This is a genomic window from Enterobacter cloacae complex sp. ECL352 (genome assembly GCF_020149545.1).
In the GTDB taxonomy this organism is placed as follows: Bacteria; Pseudomonadota; Gammaproteobacteria; order Enterobacterales; family Enterobacteriaceae; genus Enterobacter; species Enterobacter asburiae_B.
Window position 1 is genome coordinate 3,139,480 of the sequence record NZ_CP083709.1, and the last position, 21,544, is coordinate 3,161,023.

Sequence of the window (21,544 nt, forward strand, 5' to 3'; positions counted from 1 at the left end):
TCGTTTTTGTGATTCTTGCCACAACTCCATACTTCTTCCTCTCTCTTTGTGCATTCGCACAATGCAGCCGTCGCTGAACTTCCCTATTCTTGAGCTCTGCTCACGGGAGGGTTACATGGCTGGCTGGCATCTTGATACCAAAATGGCGCAGGATATTGTGGCGCGCACCATGCGCATCATTGATACCAATATCAACGTAATGGATGCCCGCGGGCGCATTATTGGCAGCGGCGATCGCGAGCGTATAGGGGAATTGCACGAAGGTGCGCTGCTGGTGCTTTCTCAGGGGCGGGTCGTGGATATCGACGATGCGGTAGCGAAACACCTGCACGGCGTACGTCAGGGCATCAATTTACCGCTGCGTCTTGAAGGCGAAATTGTGGGGGTAATCGGCCTCACCGGCGAGCCCGAGTCACTGCGAAAATACGGTGAGCTGGTCTGTATGACGGCAGAGATGATGCTGGAGCAGTCGCGCCTGATGCATCTGCTCGCTCAGGACAGCCGCCTGCGTGAAGAGCTGGTAATGAACCTTATTCAGGCGGAAGAGCATACGCCTGCGCTCAGCGAATGGGCGCAGCGTCTGGGGATCGATTTAAACCAGCCGCGCGTGGTGGCGGTCATTGAGGTCGATAGCGGCCAGCTTGGCGTGGACAGCGCGATGGCCGAGCTGCAGCAGCTGCAAAATGCGCTGGCGACGCCGGAGCGCGATAACCTGGTGGCGATCGTTTCTCTGACGGAAATGGTGGTCCTCAAACCGGCGCTCAATGCGTTCGGCCGCTGGGATGCCGACGATCATCGTCGTCGCGTAGAGCAGCTGATCTCCCGGATGGAGGAGAACGGCCAGCTGCGTTTTCGCGTTGCGCTGGGCAACTACTTTACCGGGCCGGGCAGTATCGCCCGCTCCTGGCGTACCGCGCGCACCACCATGATGGTGGGCAAGCAGCGGATGCCGGAGAGCCGCAGCTATTTCTATCAGGATCTGATGCTGCCGGTGCTGCTCGACAGCCTGCGCGGGGGATGGCAGGCCAATGAGCTGGCGCGGCCATTGGCGCGTCTGAAAGCCATGGACAACAACGGCCTGCTGCGCCGGACGCTGCAGGCGTGGTTCCGCCATAACGTGCAGCCGCTGGCGACCTCGAAGGCGCTGTTTATTCACCGTAATACGCTTGAGTATCGGTTAAACCGGATTTCGGAGCTGACGGGGCTGGATCTGGGAAACTTTGACGACAGGCTGCTGCTGTATGTGGCGCTGCAGCTGGACGAACAGAGATGATGCTGTATGCGGTCTGGTGCCCTCACCCCATCCCTCTCCCACGGGGAGAGGGCGCAAACACTAAAAACGGCAATCAAGGATTGCCGTTTTGCTTTTATTTCCGCGTTAATTTCTCAAGATCCGCTTCAATCTCGCTGATCTTATTTGTTACAACGCTTTCAAGGTGACGCAGATCGTCAAGGATCTTACGCTTAAGATCGACTTCGGTGCGGTCGCGCTGGCAGATCTGATCGAGTTCATCGATCACATAGCGCAGGTTAGGGCTGATTTCCTGTACTTCTTTGTAGCCCTGTCCTACACCGTCAGCCACAACGGTCTTACGCTGGCGTGGATATTTAAACTTCACGCTTTTGGCGAAAAACTCTCCTTTGTCCTTGTGAAAATAGATTTTCAGAATATCGTTATTGGCTTCCTGACGGAGGCTGTAACGATCAATTTCATCAGGATTGGTAATGCCCAGACTTTTCAGATTATCGTACATAGCGGTACCCTTGATCTCAACATAACCTTTGAATAATTAACGAAAAAATCTATTTTCGCCACCCTCAGATATAAAAAAAGCGGGGTTGCCCCCGCTTTTTGTTATACCCGATTAATCGATGGTGCGCAGTAATTCGTTGATGCCCACTTTACCGCGCGTTTTCGCATCCACTTTCTTCACGATAACCGCACAGTACAGGCTGTATTTGCCATCTTTTGACGGCAGGTTGCCGGAAACCACCACGGAGCCCGCCGGAACGCGACCGTAGTGAACTTCACCGGTTTCACGGTCGTAAATACGGGTGCTCTGACCGATGTAAACGCCCATGGAGATCACGGAACCTTCTTCAACGATCACGCCTTCAACCACTTCAGAGCGCGCGCCGATGAAGCAGTTGTCTTCGATGATGGTCGGGTTAGCCTGCAGTGGCTCCAGAACACCACCGATGCCCACGCCGCCGGACAGGTGAACGTTTTTACCGATCTGCGCGCAGGAACCGACGGTCGCCCAGGTATCAACCATGGTGCCTTCGTCAACGTAGGCACCGATGTTCACGTAGGATGGCATCAGCACGGTGTTGCGTGCGATGAATGCGCCCTGACGCACTGCCGCAGGCGGTACCACGCGGAAGCCTTCTTTCTGGAAACGCGCTTCGTCGTAGTCAGCGAATTTCATTGGCACTTTATCGAAGTAGCGGCTTTCTGCTCCGTCGATAACCTGGTTATCGTTGATACGGAAAGAGAGCAGCACGGCTTTCTTCAGCCATTGATGAGTGACCCACTGACCGTCGATTTTTTCTGCCACGCGCAGCGCGCCGGAATCCAGAAGGGAAATCACCTGGTTTACCGCTTCACGGGTCACGGTATCCACATTTGCCGGGGTAATCTCGGCGCGACGCTCAAAAGCGGACTCAATAACGTTCTGTAACTGCTGCATTGTTTACTCTTTCCATTTCACTAAAAAACATATCACCCTTTATCGTTTGGATTGAGGGCTGCTGTCAACCGTTGTTGCACTTCAAGCTGCAGGTCATTATTAAGGGCACGCCGGTCAGCGGTGGCGATTATAAATAAATCTTCTACTCGCTCGCCAATCGTTGTAATTCGGGCGCCGTGGAGCGAAATTCCCAGATCGGCAAAAACCTGGCCGACGCGGGCAAGCAGCCCTGGCTGGTCGAGCGCGATCAGCTCCAGGAACGATTTACGGTCGGTGTGGGTCGGCAGGAAATTGACCTCGGTATCGACGGTAAAGTGGCGCAATTTCGCCGGCTGGCGACGCGGCTGCGGGGGCTGCCAGCTGCGCTGGGTAATCGCCTGTTCCAGACCAAAACGTATCCCTTCATGCCTGTCCGACGAGAGCGGGCTGCCGTCCGGCTCAAGCACGATAAAGGTGTCCATCGCCATGCCGTCGCGGGTGGTGAAAATCTGCGCGTCGTGAACGCTCAGGTTACGCCTGTCCAGCTCGGCGCAGACCGCAGCAAACAGATAAGGTCGGTCCGGGCTCCAGATGAAAATCTCCGTCCCGCCGCGGGTAGCCTGCGGGCTCAGCAGGATCATCGGCTGGGACAGATCGTGCTTCAGCAGATGCCGCGCGTGCCACGCAAGCTGGTTTGGGCTATGGCGGACAAAATAGTTGGCGCGGCAGCGGGCCCAAATCTGATGCAGTGCCTCTTCATCAATATTATCCATCCGCAGCAGCGCCAGCGCCTGCAGCTGGTGATGGCGCACGCGCTCGCGCATGTCCGGGGTGTTTTGCATCCCGCGACGCAGCTGTTTTTCGGTGGCGAAGTACAGCTCGCGCAGCAGGCTCTGCTTCCAGCTGTTCCACAGGGTCTCGTTGGTGGCGCAGATATCGGCCACCGTCAGGCAGACCAGATAGCGCAGACGGTTTTCCGTCTGAACCTCTTCCGCGAACTGCTTGATCACTTCCGGATCCTGAATGTCACGACGCTGCGCGGTGACCGACATCAGCAGGTGATGGCGCACCAGCCAGGCCACCAGCTGCGTTTCACGCGAGTTCAGGCCGTGCAGTTCGGCAAATTTCAGCACGTCCTGCGCGCCCAGCACCGAATGGTCACCGCCGCGACCTTTGGCGATATCGTGGAACAGGGCGGCAATCAGGATCAGTTCCGGATGGGTCAGGCGCGGCCACAGTTCGACGCAGAGCGGGTGGCGGGAGCGCGTCTCTTCTCTCGCAAAGCTTTCCAGCTTTAGCATCACGCGGATCGTGTGTTCATCCACCGTGTAGGCGTGGAACAGATCGAACTGCATTTGCCCGACAATGTGCGACCACTGCGGCATATAGGCCCACAGCACGCTGTGGCGGTGCATCGGCAGCAGGCCGCGGCTGACGGCGCCCGGGTGGCGGAGCATGCTCAGGAATAGCGAACGCGCTTCCGGGATATAGCACAGCGGCTGCGTCAGATGACGGCGCGCGTGGCGCAGATGGCGAAGGGTGGTGGAGTAGATCCCGGTGATGGTGCTGTTGCGCACCATGGTATAGAACATTCGCAGAATCGCTTCCGGCTCGCGGATGAACAGCGTTTCGTCGCGCAGGTCGATAAGCGTGCCGCGCAGCTGGAATTCGTCATCAATCGGACGCGGTTTTTCGTCCGCCGTCAGAGCCAGAATGGCCTCGTCGAACAGCTGCAACAGCATCTGGTTCAGCTCGGTCACCCGGCGGGTGACGCGGAAGAAATCCTTCATCATGTGCTCAACCGGCTCGTTGCCTTCGCCCTGATAATTCAGACGCTGAGCCACGCTGAGCTGGCGGTCAAACAGCAGGCGGTTATCGTAGCGGGTGACTTCCAGATGCAGGGCAAACCGGATGCGCCACAGCAGGTGCAGGCACTCGTTCAGCTCGTTACGCTCGGCCTCGGTTAAAAAGCCGAAGCCGACCATCTCGTCCATCGAGGTGGCACCAAAATGGCGGCGGGCGACCCACTGCAGGGTGTGGATGTCGCGCAGGCCGCCGGGGCTGCTTTTAATATCGGGTTCAAGATTATAGCTGGTGCCGTGGTAGCGCTGGTGGCGCTGGTTTTGCTCCTCGACCTTCGCGGCGAAGAACTTTTCTGACGGCCAGAAGCCGTCGCTGAAGATGTGTTTTTGCAGCTCCAGGAACAGGGCGACGTCACCAATCAGCAGGCGGGTTTCAATCAGGTTGGTGGCGACGGTCAGGTCCGATAACCCTTCCAGCAGACACTCTTCCAGGGTACGCACGCTGTGGCCGACTTCCAGCTTTACGTCCCAGAGCAGCGTCAGCAGTTCGCCAATTTTTTGCGCCTGTTCGTCCGGCAGCTTTTTGCGGCTTAAGATCAGCAGATCGATATCGGAAAGCGGATGCAGCTCACCGCGGCCATAGCCCCCGACGGCAACCAGCGCAACATCACTGATTTGCCCAAACCCGTAATCGATCCACAGGCGCTGCAGCAGCTGGTCGATAAATTCGGTGCGCGCTTCAATGAGCTGCTCGGCCGACACGCCTGCGTCAAACGCGCTGCCCAGCCAGCGATGGAAAACATCCATATGGGCTTTAATATGCGCGCAGGTCAGCTCGTGCGACGGCCAGACGCCCGGGTTATCGGGCTGGTCGGGGAGGGTGGGAAGTGCTGTGTTAGCATACTGTTCGGGTAAAAGATTACTCATCGTGCGCCACCCATAAGAAAAAGCTATAGCCATTAAAAAAGCCGGCATTTGCCGGCTTTTTTATCATTCATCGTGCGTCAGTATCGCCGGGATGGTGTCATCCTTGCGCAACGTCATAATTTCGCAGCCGTTGTCTGTTACCACAATAGTATGCTCGTACTGCGCAGACAAGCTTCTGTCTTTGGTTTTCACCGTCCAGCCGTCTTTCATGGTGCGGATGCGGTAATCACCCGCGTTGACCATCGGCTCAATGGTAAAGGTCATGCCTTTTTGCAGCACCACGCCGCCGTCATCTGCATCATAGTGCAGGACCTGCGGTTCTTCATGGAAGACGCGACCAATGCCGTGACCGCAGTACTCGCGCACCACGGAGAAACCTTCGGCTTCCACAAACTTCTGGATTGCCGCACCGAGGGTACGCAGGCGAATACCCGGTTTAACCATTTTCAGCGCCAGGTAGAGGCTCTCTTGCGTCACTTTGCACAGACGCTCGCCGAGAATCGTCGGCTTGCCAACGATGAACATTTTTGAGGTGTCACCGTGGTACTCGTCTTTAATGACGGTTACGTCGATGTTGACGATGTCGCCATCTTTCAGCAGTTTTTCGTCATCCGGAATGCCGTGACACACCACTTCATTAATAGAGATGCAGACGGATTTCGGGAAACCGTGGTAGCCGAGGCAGGCGGAAACCGCGTGCTGCTCGTTCACGATATAGTCGTTACAGATACGGTCCAGTTCACCGGTGCTGACGCCCGGCTTCACGAACGGCTCGATCATTTCCAGCACTTCCGCGGCCAGACGACCGGCGATGCGCATCTTTTCAATTTCTTCAGGTGTCTTAATAGAGATAGCCATGTAATCTGTCCATCGGTGTCGATTTTTTCGACAATACTAGTCTAAGTGTCGTCAATGGTATCAGTCAGGCACGCTCCGTGCCAAATTGAGAATCATTAACAGCACACTCCGCCAACAACTGTTGGTTTCTGGTCGTGTTTTGTGGTATAAAGCGCGCCGGACTTCCGATCCATCTCAGATACACAGGCTGGACGGAAGCGACAAATCTCACTTTGTGTAACAACACACACGTATCGGCACATATTCCGGGGTGCCCTTCGGGGTCGGTAATATGGGATACGTGGAGGCATAACCCCAACTTTCAATATAGAGGTTTTAAACATGGCAACTGTTTCCATGCGCGACATGCTCAAGGCTGGTGTTCACTTCGGTCACCAGACCCGTTACTGGAACCCGAAAATGAAGCCTTTCATCTTCGGCGCGCGTAACAAAGTTCACATCATCAACCTTGAGAAAACTGTACCAATGTTCAACGAAGCCCTGGCTGAGCTGAACAAGATCTCTTCCCGTAAAGGTAAGATTCTGTTCGTTGGTACTAAGCGCGCTGCAAGCGAAGCTGTGAAAGATGCTGCTAACAGCTGCGACCAGTTCTTCGTGAACCATCGCTGGTTGGGCGGCATGCTGACCAACTGGAAAACTGTTCGTCAGTCCATCAAACGCCTGAAAGATCTGGAAACCCAGTCTCAGGACGGTACTTTCGACAAGCTGACTAAGAAAGAAGCGCTGATGCGCACTCGTGAACTGGACAAGCTGGAAAACAGCCTGGGCGGTATCAAAGATATGGGCGGCCTGCCAGACGCGCTGTTCGTAATCGATGCAGACCACGAGCACATCGCAATCAAAGAAGCTAACAACCTGGGTATCCCGGTATTCGCTATCGTTGATACCAACTCCGATCCGGACGGTGTTGACTTCGTTATCCCGGGTAACGACGACGCAATCCGTGCTGTTAGCCTGTACCTGAGCGCTGTAGCTGCTACCGTTCGTGAAGGCCGTTCCCAGGATCTGGCTTCTCAGGCGGAAGAAAGCTTCGTAGAAGCTGAATAATAAGGTTTTACCCCTTATTAGTACCGTGTATGAATAGGGGCCCATTACCGGCCCCTTTTTTCAATTTACACTGTTTGGCCCCCGGCCGGGCAGTTCACATCTCCCGAGGATTTAAGAATGGCTGAAATTACCGCATCCCTGGTAAAAGAGCTGCGCGAGCGTACTGGCGCAGGCATGATGGATTGCAAAAAAGCGCTGACTGAAGCGAACGGCGACATCGAGCTGGCAATCGAAAACATGCGTAAATCCGGTGCGATCAAAGCAGCTAAAAAAGCAGGCAACGTTGCTGCTGACGGCGTGATCATCACTAAGATCGACGGCAACTACGGCATCATTCTGGAAGTTAACTGCCAGACTGACTTCGTTGCTAAAGATGGCGGTTTCCAGGCATTTGCTAACAAAGTCCTGGACGCAGCTGTTGCTGGTAAAATCACTGACGTTGAAGTTCTGAAAGCACAGTTCGAAGAAGAACGTGTTGCGCTGGTTGCTAAAATCGGTGAGAACATCAACATCCGTCGCGTATCTTCTCTGGAAGGCGACGTTCTGGGCTCTTACCAGCACGGTGCACGTATCGGTGTTCTGGTTGCGGCTAAAGGCGCTGACGAAGAGCTGGTTAAACAGCTGGCAATGCACATCGCTGCAAGCAAACCAGAATTCGTTAAGCCAGAAGACGTGTCTGCTGAAGTGGTAGAGAAAGAGTACCAGGTTCAGCTGGACATCGCGATGCAGTCTGGTAAGCCAAAAGAAATCGCAGAGAAAATGGTTGAAGGCCGCATGAAGAAATTCACCGGCGAAGTTTCTCTGACTGGCCAGCCATTCGTAATGGACCCAAGCAAGTCTGTTGCTCAGCTGCTGAAAGAGCACAACGCTGACGTAACTGGCTTCATCCGCTTCGAAGTGGGCGAAGGCATCGAGAAAGTTGAGACTGACTTCGCAGCAGAAGTTGCTGCAATGTCCAAGCAGTCTTAATGATTGAAAAGGAGCCGCCTGAGGGCGGCTTCTTTTTGTCACCCGTCACAGGAAATCAGACAGGCTCCAGTATCGCTGTGCTGATTTGCGGCATATCATGTCGCCAGAATTAACCCCCATCTTAATCGTTGACAGTCTCAGGAAAGAAACATGGCTACCAATGCAAAACCCGTGTACAAACGCATTCTGCTTAAGCTGAGTGGCGAAGCGCTGCAGGGATCGGAAGGCTTCGGTATTGACGCAAGCATCCTTGATCGCATGGCACAGGAAATCAAAGAACTGGTCGAACTGGGTATCCAGGTTGGCGTGGTCATTGGCGGTGGCAACCTTTTCCGTGGTGCTGGTCTGGCGAAAGCGGGGATGAACCGCGTTGTGGGCGACCACATGGGTATGCTGGCAACCGTCATGAATGGCCTGGCAATGCGTGATGCACTGCATCGCGCCTATGTGAATGCCCGCCTGATGTCCGCGATTCCGCTGAATGGCGTTTGCGATAATTACAGCTGGGCAGAAGCCATCAGCCTGCTGCGCAATAACCGCGTGGTGATCCTCTCCGCCGGTACGGGTAACCCGTTCTTTACAACCGATTCCGCTGCCTGCCTGCGCGGTATCGAGATCGAAGCCGATGTGGTACTGAAAGCGACCAAAGTAGACGGCGTGTTTACTGCCGACCCGGCAAAAGATCCTTCTGCCACCATGTACGATCAGCTGAGCTACAGCGAAGTGCTGGATAAAGAGCTGAAAGTGATGGATCTTGCCGCCTTCACGCTGGCTCGCGACCACAAACTGCCGATCCGTGTCTTCAACATGAACAAGCCTGGCGCACTGCGTCGCGTGGTCATGGGCGAAAAAGAAGGCACTTTGATCACGGAATAATTTCCGTTGACGATAAATACAGGTAAGATTCCGCTTTATTTTGTAGTGGTATCTTTACCCGGGCGCGCCTTTGGCGTTGTCATGAATTAAACGCGACTATACTTAGCACACCTGTAGCGCTGTGCTGGCGGATAGTCTGCCTGAGACAAGTTTTCAAGGATTCGTAACGTGATTAACGACATCAGAAAAGATGCTGAAGTACGCATGGACAAATGCGTAGAAGCGTTCAAAAACCAAATCAGCAAAATCCGTACTGGCCGTGCTTCCCCAAGCCTGCTGGATGGCATCATCGTAGAATATTACGGTACGCCAACCCCTCTGCGCCAGCTGGCGAGCGTGACGGTTGAAGATACCCGTACGCTGAAAATCAACGTCTTCGACCGCTCTATGAGCCCGGCCGTTGAGAAAGCGATTATGGCCTCTGACCTCGGACTGAACCCAAGCTCTGCGGGCGCAGACATCCGCGTTCCACTGCCTCCGCTGACGGAAGAACGTCGTAAAGATCTTATCAAAGTGGTTCGTGGCGAAGCTGAGCAGGGTCGTGTATCCGTGCGTAACGTCCGTCGCGACGCGAACGATAAAGTGAAAGCACTGCTGAAAGAAAAAGAGATCAGCGAAGATGACGATCGTCGTTCTCAGGACGACATTCAGAAAATGACCGACGCGGCCATCAAGAAAATTGATGCGGCGCTGGCAGAAAAAGAAGCGGAACTGATGCAGTTCTGATTTCTGTCGTACACTGATAAACGCCGTTCAGAAGGACTTTGGGTCTTGCTGGCGGCGTTTTGCTTTTATCTGGTCTAACTTTTTTCGGGCATCTCATGAAGCATTTAACACTCCTCGGCTCAACCGGCTCTATCGGTTGCAGCACTCTCGACGTCGTTCGCCATAATCCTGAACTTTACACCGTGACAGCGCTGGTGGCCGGTAAGAATGTGCAGCGAATGGTCGAACAGTGCCTGGAGTTTGCGCCCCGCTATGCGGTGATGGATGACGAAGAGAGCGCGCGTCTGCTGAAAGCACAGCTGCGTGAAAAGGGCAGTCGAACCGAGGTGCTGAGCGGCCAGCAGGCGGCCTGCGAGATGGCGGCGCTGGATGAGGTGGATCAGGTCATGGCGGCCATTGTCGGCGCGGCAGGGCTGCTGCCCACGCTTGCTGCGATTGATGCTGGTAAGGATGTTTTGCTGGCCAATAAAGAGTCGCTGGTCACCTGTGGACGCCTGTTTATGGATGCGGTGAAGCAGCGCGGCGCGCGTCTTCTGCCGGTCGACAGCGAACACAACGCGATTTTTCAGAGTTTACCGCAACCTTTTCAACAGAACCTGGGGTACGCTGACCTGGAGCAGAATGGCGTGGTGTCTATTCTGCTTACCGGGTCTGGTGGCCCGTTCCGTGAAACGCCACTGTCTGAACTGCGTGCGATGACACCGGATCAGGCGTGCCGTCATCCGAACTGGTCGATGGGGCGTAAAATCTCCGTTGATTCTGCCACCATGATGAACAAAGGTCTGGAATACATTGAAGCGCGCTGGCTGTTTAATGCGTCAGCGAAACAGATGGAAGTACTGATTCACCCGCAATCGGTGATTCACTCGATGGTGCGTTATCAGGATGGCAGCGTGCTGGCACAGCTGGGCGAGCCGGACATGCGTACGCCGATTGCCCATTCAATGGCGTGGCCAAATCGAGTGAAATCCGGCGTGAAGCCGCTTGATTTCTGCAAGCTAAGTTCCCTGACGTTCAGTGAACCAGACTACGACCGCTATCCTTGTCTGAAGCTTGCGATGAATGCCTTTGACCAGGGGCAGGCGGCGACGACGGCACTTAATGCAGCTAATGAAATTACCGTTGAGGCATTTCTGAATCAGCAAATTCGTTTTACCGATATCGCGTCGTTAAATTTATCGGTACTGGAGATGATGGATTTGCGCGAACCACAAAGCGTGGAAGAGGTGCTGGCGGTGGATGCAGCTGCGCGTAATATTGCGCGCCAACAGGTGACACGTCTTGCAAGCTGGTGATAAAGCAAGCACTAGTCGTCGTGCTATTTGTTAGCGTTGGGCTTCAGTGATATAGTCTGCGCCACCTGATCGCAGGTATTTGACTTAATGTGGTCAGGTGAGCCGTGGTTTGACACGGCTTTTTTATGTATAGGCTTCAGTATTCCTGAGTACCGTTAAATCCTTTTCAGGGACAAAAAACGCGTTATGTTGTCTGCGAATCAACCAATAAGCGAAAATTTGCCAGCTCATGGCTGCCGTCATGTAGCAATCATTATGGATGGCAATGGCCGCTGGGCGAAAAGACAAGGGAAGATACGAGCCTTTGGGCATAAAGCGGGGGCGAAATCCGTTCGTCGCGCCGTTTCTTTTGCCGCCAACAACGGCATTGATGCGTTAACGCTCTATGCTTTTAGCAGTGAAAACTGGAATCGACCTCTGCAGGAAGTGACTGCGTTGATGGAATTGTTTGTGTGGGCGCTAGACAGCGAAGTAAAAAGCCTGCACCGCCACAACGTCCGCCTGCGTATCATTGGCGATACCAGTCGTTTTAACTCACGTTTGCAGGAACGGATTCGCAAAGCTGAAGCGCTGACGGAAAATAATACCGGTTTGACGCTGAATATTGCGGCGAATTACGGCGGACGCTGGGATATTATCCAGGGCGTTCGGCATCTGGCCGAACAGGTTCAGGAAGGGCTGTTGAGACCCGACCAAATTGATGAAGAGGCGCTGAGCAAGCAAATCTGCATGAATGAACAGGCACCTGTGGATTTGGTAATTAGGACAGGGGGGGAACATCGCATAAGTAACTTTTTGATATGGCAAATTGCCTATGCCGAACTTTACTTTACGGATGTTCTTTGGCCCGATTTTGATGAACAAGACTTTGAAGGTGCGCTGCATGCCTTTGCCAATCGAGAGCGTCGTTTCGGCGGCACCGAGCCTGGTGGCGACAAAGCCTGATGGGGGTAGCTTTTGCTGAAGTATCGCCTGATTTCCGCTTTTGTATTAATACCCATTGTCATTGCGGCGCTGTTTTTACTGCCCCCGGTGGGATTCGCTATTGTCACGCTGGTGGTGTGCATGCTCGCCGCGTGGGAATGGGGACAGTTTAGCGGCTTTACCTCGCGCACTCAGCGAGTATGGCTTGCGGTACTTTGTGGCTTTATCCTGGCCATAATGCTGTTTACGTTACCTGAATATCACCATGATATTCATCAGCCCCTGGTTGCCGGTTCCTTGTGGATATCGCTGGCCTGGTGGGTTGCTGCGCTGTTGCTGGTTCTTTTTTATCCGGGTTCCGCGGCATTGTGGCGTAATTCAAAAGTGCTGCGACTGATTTTTGGCTTGCTCACAATTATTCCTTTTTTCTGGGGTATGGTTGCGCTGCGAGCGTGGCACTACGACGAAAACCACTACAGCGGTGCGATCTGGCTGCTTTATGTGATGATTCTGGTCTGGGGGGCTGACTCCGGGGCCTATATGTTTGGTAAACTGTTTGGCAAACATAAGCTGGCACCGAAGGTTTCTCCGGGCAAAACCTGGCAAGGATTCATCGGCGGCCTGTTTACGGCAGCGATCATCTCCTGGGGCTACGGCGTCTGGGCGAATCTTGAAGTGGCACCGTCAATACTGCTGGTGTGCTCGATTTTTGCTGCGCTTGCCTCCGTGCTCGGTGATTTAACCGAAAGTATGTTTAAGCGTGAAGCAGGGATTAAGGACAGCGGACACCTGATTCCAGGGCATGGCGGTATACTGGATCGCATTGATAGCCTGACAGCGGCTGTTCCAGTGTTTGCGTGTTTGCTTTTACTGGTATTCGGGACGATTTAACGGAAGGTTTTATGCTGAGCATTCTCTGGAATCTGGCGGCGTTCATTGTTGCACTGGGTGTACTGATTACCGTGCATGAATTTGGCCATTTCTGGGTTGCTCGCCGCTGTGGCGTGCGCGTAGAGCGATTTTCCATCGGTTTTGGTAAATCACTCTGGACGCGCACCGACCGCCACGGCACGGAATTTGTCATCGCCCTTATCCCGCTGGGCGGCTACGTCAAAATGCTCGACGAACGCGTCGAGCCTGTCGCTCCTGAGCTGCGACACAGCGCATTCAACAATAAAACCGTTGGACAACGCGCCGCCATCATTGCTGCCGGACCGGTAGCCAACTTCATCTTTGCGATTTTCGCTTACTGGCTGGTGTTTATCATCGGCGTCCCTGGCGTACGTCCGGTGGTGGGTGAAATTGCCCCCAATTCCATCGCGGCGAGTGCGCAAATTACATCCGGGATGGAACTTAAAGCGATTGATGGCATCGAAACCCCTGATTGGGATGCCGTGCGACTGCAGCTGGTAGCCAAAATTGGCGATGCGCAGACCACCATCAGCGTATCGCCGTTTGGTTCAGATACGCGTCAGGACAAAGTACTCGATTTACGTCACTGGCGTTTCGAGCCAGACAAAGAGGATCCCGTCGCTGCGCTGGGTATTCGTCCACGCGGCGCGCAGATCGAGCCGGTATTAGCCGAAGTACAGGCAAATTCGGCGGCGAGCAAAGCGGGTTTGCAAGCGGGCGACAGGATCGTTAAAGTCGATGGTCAACCATTAACAGAGTGGATGACCTTTGTTACTCTGGTGCGCGATAATCCGGGAACGTCTCTCGCGCTGGAAGTTGAAAGGCAGGGCAGTCCGCTTTCGCTGACGCTGATCCCGGATACGAAGTCGGTCGGCAAAAAGGCAGAAGGGTTTGCAGGCGTTGTGCCAAAAGTGATCCCGCTGCCAGATGAGTACAAGACAATACGCCAGTATGGGCCGTTCAGCGCCATCCTTGAAGCCACGGATAAAACATGGCAACTGATGAAGCTGACGGTCAACATGTTGGGGAAATTGATAACCGGTGATGTGAAACTGAACAACCTCAGTGGGCCAATTTCGATTGCTCAGGGGGCTGGGATGTCAGCGGAATTCGGGGTGATTTACTATCTCATGTTCCTCGCGCTCATTAGCGTGAACCTTGGGATAATCAACCTGTTCCCGCTTCCCGTTTTAGACGGGGGTCATCTGCTGTTTTTGGCGATTGAAAAGCTAAAAGGCGGACCGGTATCCGAGCGAGTTCAAGACTTTAGTTATCGCATTGGCTCGATTTTGCTGGTGCTGTTAATGGGGCTTGCACTTTTCAATGATTTCTCTCGGTTGTAAGAGAGTGTTAGGAAGAACGCATAATAACGATGGCGATGAAAAAGTTGCTCATAGCGTCGCTGCTGTTTAGCAGCGCCACCGTATACGGTGCTGACGGGTTCGTAGTGAAAGACATTCATTTCGAAGGCCTCCAGCGTGTCGCCGTTGGTGCGGCCCTCCTCAGTATGCCTGTACGCCCCGGCGATACGGTTAATGATGATGATATCAGTAACACCATCCGTGCTCTGTTTGCCACCGGCAACTTTGAGGACGTCCGCGTCCTGCGCGATGGTGATACGCTGCTGGTACAGGTAAAAGAACGTCCGACGATCGCCAGTATCACTTTCTCCGGTAACAAGTCGGTGAAAGATGACATGCTCAAGCAGAACCTTGAAGCATCTGGTGTTCGTGTGGGTGAGTCCCTGGACCGCACAACCCTTTCAGACATTGAAAAAGGTCTGGAAGACTTCTACTACAGCGTCGGTAAATACAGCGCCAGCGTGAAAGCGGTTGTCACTCCGCTGCCGCGTAACCGTGTTGACCTGAAGCTGGTCTTCCAGGAAGGTGTTTCTGCGAAGATCCAGCAGATCAACATTGTCGGCAACCACGCGTTCAGCACCGACGAACTGATCTCCACCTTCCAGCTGCGCGATGAAGTGCCATGGTGGAACGTGGTGGGCGATCGCAAATACCAGAAACAGAAACTGGCGGGCGACCTCGAAACCCTGCGCAGCTACTATCTCGATCGTGGCTATGCGCGTTTCAACATCGACTCGACTCAGGTCAGTCTGACTCCGGACAAGAAAGGTATCTACATTACGGTTAACATCACTGAAGGCGAGCAGTACAAGCTTTCTGGTGTTGAAGTGAGTGGTAACCTGGCGGGGCATTCTGCTGAAATCGAATCGCTGACAAAAATTCAGCCGGGCGATCTGTATAGCGGTTCCAAGGTAACCAAAATGGAAGACAGCATTAAGAAGCTGCTCGGCCGCTACGGTTATGCCTATCCGCGCGTACAGACTCAGCCGGAAATCAATGACGCGGATAAAACCGTTAAGCTGCACGTGAATGTTGATGCGGGCAACCGTTTCTACGTGCGTAAGATCCGCTTCGTTGGTAACGACACCTCCAAAGATTCCGTTCTGCGCCGCGAAATGCGTCAGATGGAAGGCGCATGGTTGGGTAGCGATCTCGTTGATCAGGGTAAAGAGCGTCTTAACCGTCTGGGCTATTTTGAAACGGTGGATACCGATACCCAGCGCGTACCGGGCAGCCCGGATCAGGTTGATGTCGTTTATAAAGTGAAAGAGCGCAACACCGGTAGCTTCAACTTCGGTGTGGGTTATGGTACTGAAAGCGGCGTCAGCTTCCAGGTCGGCGTGCAGCAGGATAACTGGCTGGGTACGGGTTACTCTGTCGGTATTAACGGCACCAAAAACGACTACCAGACCTACTCTGAGTTCTCTGTGACTAACCCATACTTCACCGTTGACGGTGTAAGCCTGGGCGGTCGTATCTTCTATAACGACTTTAAAGCAGACGACGCGGACCTGTCTTCTTACACCAACAAGAGTTACGGTGTCGACGGTACGCTTGGCTTCCCGGTTAACGAATACAACACCCTGCGTGCGGGCTTGGGTTACGTGCATAACGACCTGTCCAACATGCAACCGCAGGTGGCGATGTGGCGTTATCTGGACTCTATCGGCCAGTCAACCAGTAAAAATGGTAATGACAATGGCTTCGCGGCGGACGACTTCACCTTTAACTACGGCTGGACCTATAACCGTCTCGACCGTGGTTACTTCCCAACGGAAGGTTCTCGCGTCAACCTGAACGGTAAAGTTACCGTGCCGGGTTCCGATAACGAGTTCTATAAGGTCACGCTGGATACCGCGTCCTACTTCCCGATCGATGACGATCATAAGTGGGTGGTTCTGGGTCGTACCCGTTGGGGCTATGGCGATGGTCTGGGTAGCAAAGAACTGCCGTTCTATGAAAACTTCTATGCGGGTGGCTCCAGCACCGTTCGTGGTTTCCAGTCCAATAACATTGGTCCGAAAGCGGTTTACTACGGCGGAAACGACAAAGATAACTGTGATAAGTCTTCCTCGTCAGAAGTCTGTAGCTCCAATGACGCGGTGGGCGGTAACGCCATGGCCGTTGCCAGCCTGGAGTTCATCACGCCAACGCCGTTTATCAGTGATAAATACGCGAACTCGGTCCGTACGTCCTTCTTCTGGGATGCCGGTACCGTGTGGGATACCAACTGGCAGAATACTGCCCAGATGCGCGCAGAAGGCATTCCTGACTACAGCGATCCGAGCAATATTCGCATGTCTGCCGGTATCGCATTACAATGGATGTCACCGCTGGGGCCGTTGGTCTTCTCCTACGCCCAGCCGTTTAAGAAATATGATGGAGACAAAGCGGAGCAATTCCAGTTTAACATTGGTAAAACCTGGTAATAATCCGCTGCAAAGGAATGCGTTGGCAGTGTAGCGCTGACAACTGGCGATCGGTAACACGGTCGCCTTGCCACGCAAAGAACGGTACCTTCTGGTGCCAATGGGATGGTAAGGAGTTAATTGTGAAAAAGTGGTTATTAGCTGCAGGTCTCGGTTTAGCGATGGCAACTTCTGCTCAGGCAGCAGACAAAATTGCAATCGTCAACATGGGTAATTTGTTCCAGCAGGTTGCACAGAAAACGGGTGTTTCTGCGACTCTGGAAAACGAATTCAAAGGCCGTGCAAGCGAACTGCAGGGTATGGAAAACGATCTTCAGTCCAAAATGCAGCGTCTGCAGCGTGATGGTTCTACCATGAAAGCAAGCGACCGTAGCAAGCTGGAAAAAGACGTAATGGCTCAGCGCCAGACGTTCTCCCAGAAAGCGCAGGCTTTCGAGCAGGATCGTCAGCGTCGTTCTAACGAAGAACGCGGCAAGCTGGTAACTCGCATTCAGACTGCTGTTAAAGCAGTGGCTGCCGATCAGAGTATCGATCTGGTTGTAGATGCGAACGCCGTTGCTTATAACAGCAAAGATGTTAAAGACATCACTGCTGATGTTCTGAAACAGGTTAAATAAGTAATGCCTTCAATTCGACTGGCTGATTTAGCTCAGCAGTTGGATGCAGAATTACACGGTGATGGCGATATCGTCATCACCGCTGTTGCGTCCATGCAATCTGCTAAAGCTGGCACGATTACCTTCATGGTAAGCCCTAAGTACCGTGAGCAACTGGCTCAATGCCAGGCGTCAGCTGTTGTACTGACGCAGGACGATCTTCCATTTGCCACTGTAAGCGCGCTGGTAGTGAAAAACCCCTACCTGACGTATGCACGCATGGCTCAAATTCTTGATACCACGCCGCAGCCGGCTCAGAACATTGCGGCCAGTGCAGCGATTGATGCGACGGCCAGGCTTGGTAACAACGTCGCCGTTGGCGCGAATGCAGTTATCGAATCCGGCGTTGTGCTGGGCGATAACGTCGTCATTGGCCCGGGCTGCTTCGTTGGGAAAAATACGAAAATCGGCGCCGGAACCCGTTTATGGGCCAATGTGTCCGTTTATCATGATGTTGAAATTGGCGAAAATTGCCTCGTCCAGTCCAGCACCGTTATTGGTTCTGATGGCTTTGGTTACGCTAACGATCGTGGTAACTGGGTTAAGATCCCGCAGCTTGGTCGCGTTATTATTGGCGATCGCGTAGAGATCGGCGCCTGTACTACCATTGACCGTGGCGCGCTTGACGACACGATCATTGGCAATGGTGTTATCATCGATAACCAGTGCCAGATTGCGCATAACGTTGTGATTGGCGACAATACCGCGGTTGCGGGTGGCGTCATCATGGCAGGCAGCCTGAAAATTGGCCGTTATTGCATGATTGGCGGCGCGAGCGTGATTAATGGCCATATGGAAATATGCGACAAGGTGACTGTGACGGGAATGGGCATGGTAATGCGTCCTATCACTGAACCTGGCGTCTATTCCTCAGGTATTCCGCTACAACCCAACAAGGTATGGCGTAAAACAGCAGCTCTGGTGATGAACATTGATGATATGAGCAAGCGCCTCAAGTCTCTTGAGCGTAAGATCGATCAACAAGATTAAGCGTCATCCGTTGAACGCTATTTTTCCCGGCCTGTCGGCTTTCTAATAAACCGGCAGGCCGTGTTATTATTGTTATCAGTACATTTTGACAGGAAGAGTATTTTGACTACTGACACTCATACTCTGCATATTGAAGAGATTTTAGAACTTCTGCCGCACCGCTACCCGTTTCTGCTGGTAGACCGTGTGCTGGATTTTGAAGAAGGTCGTTTTCTGCGCGCAGTGAAAAATGTTTCCGTGAACGAGCCGTTTTTCCAGGGACACTTCCCTGGTAAGCCTATCTTCCCGGGTGTGTTGATTCTGGAAGCGATGGCTCAGGCTACCGGTATTCTGGCGTTTAAAAGCGTTGGCAAACTGGAGCCAGGTGAGCTGTATTACTTCGCGGGTATTGATGAAGCGCGCTTTAAGCGCCCTGTCGTGCCTGGTGATCAGATGATCATGGAAGTCACTTTTGAAAAAACGCGTCGTGGCCTGACTCGCTTCAAAGGCGTAGCGCTGGTTGACGGCAAAGTTGTTTGCGAAGCGACGATGATGTGTGCTCGTAGCCGGGAGTCCTGATACGTGATTGATAAATCCGCCTTTATTCATCCTACCGCTATTGTGGAAACCGGTGCCATCATCGGCGCTAACGTCCACATTGGCCCGTTTTGTATTGTTGGACCCCATGTCGAAATTGGTGAGGGTACAGTACTGAAATCTCACGTTGTCGTGAATGGTCACACGACCATTGGCTGCAATAACGAGATCTATCAGTTCGCTTCCATCGGCGAAGTTAACCAGGATCTGAAATATGCTGGTGAGTCGACCCGTCTGGAAATTGGCGATCGTAACCGTATTCGCGAAAGCGTCACTATTCATCGTGGAACAGTACAGGGTGGTGGGTTGACGAAGGTGGGCAGCGATAACCTGTTTATGGTTAATGCGCACATCGCGCACGACTGTACCGTGGGTGACCGCTGTATTCTTGCCAACAACGCAACGCTGGCAGGACACGTATCGGTTGATGACTTCGCAATTATTGGCGGCATGACCGCAGTCCATCAGTTCTGCATCATTGGTGCGCACGTGATGGTTGGCGGATGCTCCGGTGTGGCGCAGGACGTCCCACCGTATGTGATTGCGCAGGGCAACCATGCCACGCCGTTTGGCGTGAACATCGAAGGCCTCAAGCGTCGTGGTTTTAGTCGCGAAGCGATTACTGCCATCCGCAACGCGTACAAACTGCTGTACCGTAGCGGTAAAACGCTGGAAGAGGCGAAGCCGGAAATTGCCGAGCTGGCGAATAAGCACCCGGAAGTGAACGCGTTCATGGAATTCTTTGACCGTTCAACAAGGGGTCTGATTCGTTAATGGTCGACAGTCGTCCGCTTACGATAGCCCTGGTCGCCGGAGAAACCTCCGGCGATATTCTTGGTGCCGGTCTCATCCGCGCGCTTAAGGCGCGTGTACCCAATGCTCGCTTTGTCGGCGTTGCTGGCCCGCTGATGCAGGCCGAAGGCTGTGAAGCCTGGTATGAAATGGAAGAACTCGCCGTGATGGGCATCGTTGAGGTGCTGGGACGGCTACGCCGTTTGCTGCACATCCGCGCCGATCTCACCCGCCGTTTTACCGAACTCAAACCCGATGTGTTTGTCGGTATCGATGCGCCTGATTTCAACATTACCCTCGAAGGGAATCTGAAAAAGCAGGGTATCAAAACAATTCACTACGTCAGTCCGTCCGTCTGGGCGTGGCGACAGAAACGCGTTTTCAAAATCGGACGGTCCACCAACCTGGTGCTGGCTTTCCTGCCTTTCGAAAAAGCGTTTTACGACAGATTTAATGTTCCGTGCCGTTTTATCGGTCATACCATGGCGGATGCGATGCCATTGGATCCGGATAAAAACGCGGCGCGCGACGCGCTGGGCATCCCGCACGATGTGCACTGTCTGGCACTGCTACCGGGCAGCCGTGGCGCAGAAGTTGAGATGCTGAGCGCCGATTTCCTCAAAACTGCGCAAATTCTTCGCCAGACCTATCCGGATCTTGAAGTGGTTGTTCCGCTGGTAAATGCGAAACGCCGTGAGCAGTTTGAGCGCATCAAAGCGGAAGTCGCCCCGGATCTTCACGTCCGTCTTCTGGACGGGAAAGGGCGGGAAGCGATGTATGCGAGCGATGCCGCGCTGCTGGCCTCCGGCACGGCGGCGCTGGAATGCATGCTGGCGAAATGCCCGATGGTGGTCGGTTATCGCATGAAGCCGTTCACTTTCTGGCTGGCAAAACGTCTGGTTAAAACGGATTATGTCTCCCTGCCAAACCTGCTTGCCGGGCGCGAGCTGGTGAAAGAGCTGCTGCAGGATGAGTGCCAGCCGCAGGCGCTTGCCGATGCACTACTGCCGCTGCTCGCGAACGGCAAGACCAGCCACCAGATGCACGATACCTTCCGCGAACTGCATCAACTGATCCGCTGTAATGCTGATGAGCAAGCGGCTGATGCGGTGCTGGAGTTAGCAAAATGATGGAATTTGTTTATCCTCACACTCGCCTTGTGGCGGGCGTGGACGAAGTGGGTCGTGGCCCGTTGGTCGGGGCTGTGGTGACTGCCGCGGTGATCCTCGATCCGGCTCGCCCGATTATCGGGCTGAACGACTCAAAAAAATTGTCTGAAAAACGCCGTCTGGCGCTGTTCAGTGAGATTCAGGAGAAGGCGCTGGCCTGGAGCCTGGGGCGCGCTGAACCGCATGAAATAGACGAGCTGAATATTTTGCATGCCACGATGCTGGCGATGCAGCGTGCGGTAGCAGGTCTGAAAATTTCCCCGGAATATGTCCTGATTGACGGCAACCGCTGTCCGGCATTGCCCATGCCTTCAATGGCGGTCGTCAAAGGCGATAGTCGGGTCGCAGAAATTAGCGCCGCTTCTATCATTGCCAAAGTGACGCGCGACGCCGAAATGGCCGCGCTGGACCTCACTTATCCTCAGTATGGTTTCGCCCAGCATAAGGGGTATCCCACACTTTTCCATCTGGAAAGGCTGGCTGAACATGGCGCAACCGAACATCACCGGCGCAGTTTTGGCCCGGTGAAACGCGCGCTGGGACGGGTGTCCTGAATCAATACGCAA

Annotated in this window: 20 protein-coding genes; 16 read left to right on the plus strand and 4 right to left on the minus strand. The window is 53.8% G+C overall.

Features of this window, described 5'->3' with window-relative positions:
* The first annotated feature begins 115 nt into the window (after window positions 1-115).
* Entirely contained in the window at window positions 116-1,273 is a 1,158-nt protein-coding gene (gene cdaR, locus LBF07_RS15210) for a DNA-binding transcriptional regulator CdaR (RefSeq protein WP_023310452.1), read from the plus strand.
* A 94-nt stretch (window positions 1,274-1,367) separates the two neighbouring features.
* Here cdaR and LBF07_RS15215 read toward each other — a convergent pair whose 3' ends face one another.
* The 4 genes from LBF07_RS15215 to map all read right to left on the minus strand — a co-directional run bounded on the left by LBF07_RS15215 (window position 1,368) and on the right by map (window position 6,256).
* Entirely contained in the window at window positions 1,368-1,754 is a 387-nt protein-coding gene (locus LBF07_RS15215; protein WP_014168696.1) for a DUF3461 family protein, read from the minus strand.
* Between the two features lie 111 nt (window positions 1,755-1,865).
* Window positions 1,866-2,690 carry a 2,3,4,5-tetrahydropyridine-2,6-dicarboxylate N-succinyltransferase gene (gene dapD, locus LBF07_RS15220; RefSeq protein ID WP_008501915.1) on the minus strand — a complete coding sequence of 275 codons (825 nt, stop codon included), beginning with the start codon at window positions 2,688-2,690 and terminating at the stop codon, window positions 1,866-1,868.
* Window positions 2,691-2,722: 32 nt separating this feature from the next.
* Window positions 2,723-5,398, minus strand: coding sequence for a bifunctional uridylyltransferase/uridylyl-removing protein GlnD (gene glnD, locus LBF07_RS15225; RefSeq protein WP_039260604.1), 2,676 nt, complete (start codon window positions 5,396-5,398; stop codon window positions 2,723-2,725).
* Window positions 5,399-5,461: 63 nt separating this feature from the next.
* The gene (map, locus tag LBF07_RS15230) at window positions 5,462-6,256 is read right to left on the minus strand and encodes a type I methionyl aminopeptidase (protein WP_033144670.1); all 795 of its coding nucleotides are present in this window, start codon (window positions 6,254-6,256) and stop codon (window positions 5,462-5,464) included.
* 321 nt (window positions 6,257-6,577) lie between these two features.
* Between map and rpsB the strand changes: the two genes are divergently transcribed.
* From rpsB to rnhB, 15 genes are all read left to right on the plus strand, one after another.
* Window positions 6,578-7,303: a 30S ribosomal protein S2 gene (gene rpsB / locus LBF07_RS15235; protein ID WP_003856207.1), complete on the plus strand. Its 726-nt coding sequence runs from the start codon at window positions 6,578-6,580 to the stop codon at window positions 7,301-7,303.
* A 117-nt stretch (window positions 7,304-7,420) separates the two neighbouring features.
* Window positions 7,421-8,272, plus strand: a complete 852-nt coding sequence (gene tsf, locus LBF07_RS15240) for a translation elongation factor Ts (protein WP_014882627.1) — start codon at window positions 7,421-7,423, stop codon at window positions 8,270-8,272.
* A gap of 150 nt (window positions 8,273-8,422) precedes the next feature.
* The gene (gene pyrH / locus LBF07_RS15245) at window positions 8,423-9,148 is read left to right on the plus strand and encodes a UMP kinase (protein ID WP_008501910.1); all 726 of its coding nucleotides are present in this window, start codon (window positions 8,423-8,425) and stop codon (window positions 9,146-9,148) included.
* A 168-nt stretch (window positions 9,149-9,316) separates the two neighbouring features.
* Window positions 9,317-9,874, plus strand: coding sequence for a ribosome recycling factor (gene frr, locus LBF07_RS15250; RefSeq protein WP_003856180.1), 558 nt, complete (start codon window positions 9,317-9,319; stop codon window positions 9,872-9,874).
* A gap of 95 nt (window positions 9,875-9,969) precedes the next feature.
* On the plus strand, window positions 9,970-11,169 hold the full coding sequence (ispC, locus tag LBF07_RS15255) for a 1-deoxy-D-xylulose-5-phosphate reductoisomerase (protein ID WP_069303680.1): 1,200 nt from the start codon (window positions 9,970-9,972) through the stop codon (window positions 11,167-11,169).
* Window positions 11,170-11,355: 186 nt separating this feature from the next.
* Window positions 11,356-12,114: a (2E,6E)-farnesyl-diphosphate-specific ditrans,polycis-undecaprenyl-diphosphate synthase gene (gene ispU / locus LBF07_RS15260; RefSeq protein ID WP_024907522.1), complete on the plus strand. Its 759-nt coding sequence runs from the start codon at window positions 11,356-11,358 to the stop codon at window positions 12,112-12,114.
* A 12-nt stretch (window positions 12,115-12,126) separates the two neighbouring features.
* A complete protein-coding gene (gene cdsA / locus LBF07_RS15265) occupies window positions 12,127-12,984 on the plus strand; it encodes a phosphatidate cytidylyltransferase (RefSeq protein WP_023310457.1) in 858 nt (285 codons plus the stop codon).
* Window positions 12,985-12,995: 11 nt separating this feature from the next.
* Entirely contained in the window at window positions 12,996-14,348 is a 1,353-nt protein-coding gene (rseP, locus tag LBF07_RS15270; RefSeq protein ID WP_033144672.1) for a sigma E protease regulator RseP, read from the plus strand.
* Window positions 14,349-14,377: 29 nt separating this feature from the next.
* Complete coding sequence (bamA, locus tag LBF07_RS15275) at window positions 14,378-16,795, plus strand: outer membrane protein assembly factor BamA (protein WP_033144673.1); 2,418 nt, start codon at window positions 14,378-14,380, stop codon at window positions 16,793-16,795.
* A 122-nt stretch (window positions 16,796-16,917) separates the two neighbouring features.
* Window positions 16,918-17,412 (plus strand): molecular chaperone Skp, encoded by a 495-nt coding sequence (skp, locus tag LBF07_RS15280; RefSeq protein ID WP_032644135.1) that lies wholly within the window; start codon window positions 16,918-16,920, stop codon window positions 17,410-17,412.
* A gap of 3 nt (window positions 17,413-17,415) precedes the next feature.
* Entirely contained in the window at window positions 17,416-18,441 is a 1,026-nt protein-coding gene (lpxD, locus tag LBF07_RS15285) for a UDP-3-O-(3-hydroxymyristoyl)glucosamine N-acyltransferase (RefSeq protein WP_032644136.1), read from the plus strand.
* Between the two features lie 102 nt (window positions 18,442-18,543).
* Entirely contained in the window at window positions 18,544-18,999 is a 456-nt protein-coding gene (fabZ, locus tag LBF07_RS15290) for a 3-hydroxyacyl-ACP dehydratase FabZ (protein ID WP_010426706.1), read from the plus strand.
* A 3-nt stretch (window positions 19,000-19,002) separates the two neighbouring features.
* Window positions 19,003-19,791: an acyl-ACP--UDP-N-acetylglucosamine O-acyltransferase gene (lpxA, locus tag LBF07_RS15295; RefSeq protein WP_023310462.1), complete on the plus strand. Its 789-nt coding sequence runs from the start codon at window positions 19,003-19,005 to the stop codon at window positions 19,789-19,791.
* A complete protein-coding gene (lpxB, locus tag LBF07_RS15300) occupies window positions 19,791-20,939 on the plus strand; it encodes a lipid-A-disaccharide synthase (RefSeq protein ID WP_023334578.1) in 1,149 nt (382 codons plus the stop codon). The genes lpxA and lpxB overlap by 1 nt, the downstream gene beginning before the upstream one ends.
* A complete protein-coding gene (rnhB, locus tag LBF07_RS15305) occupies window positions 20,936-21,532 on the plus strand; it encodes a ribonuclease HII (protein WP_094934549.1) in 597 nt (198 codons plus the stop codon). Before lpxB ends, rnhB begins: the two co-directional genes overlap by 4 nt.
* The last annotated feature ends 12 nt before the right edge of the window (window positions 21,533-21,544 follow it).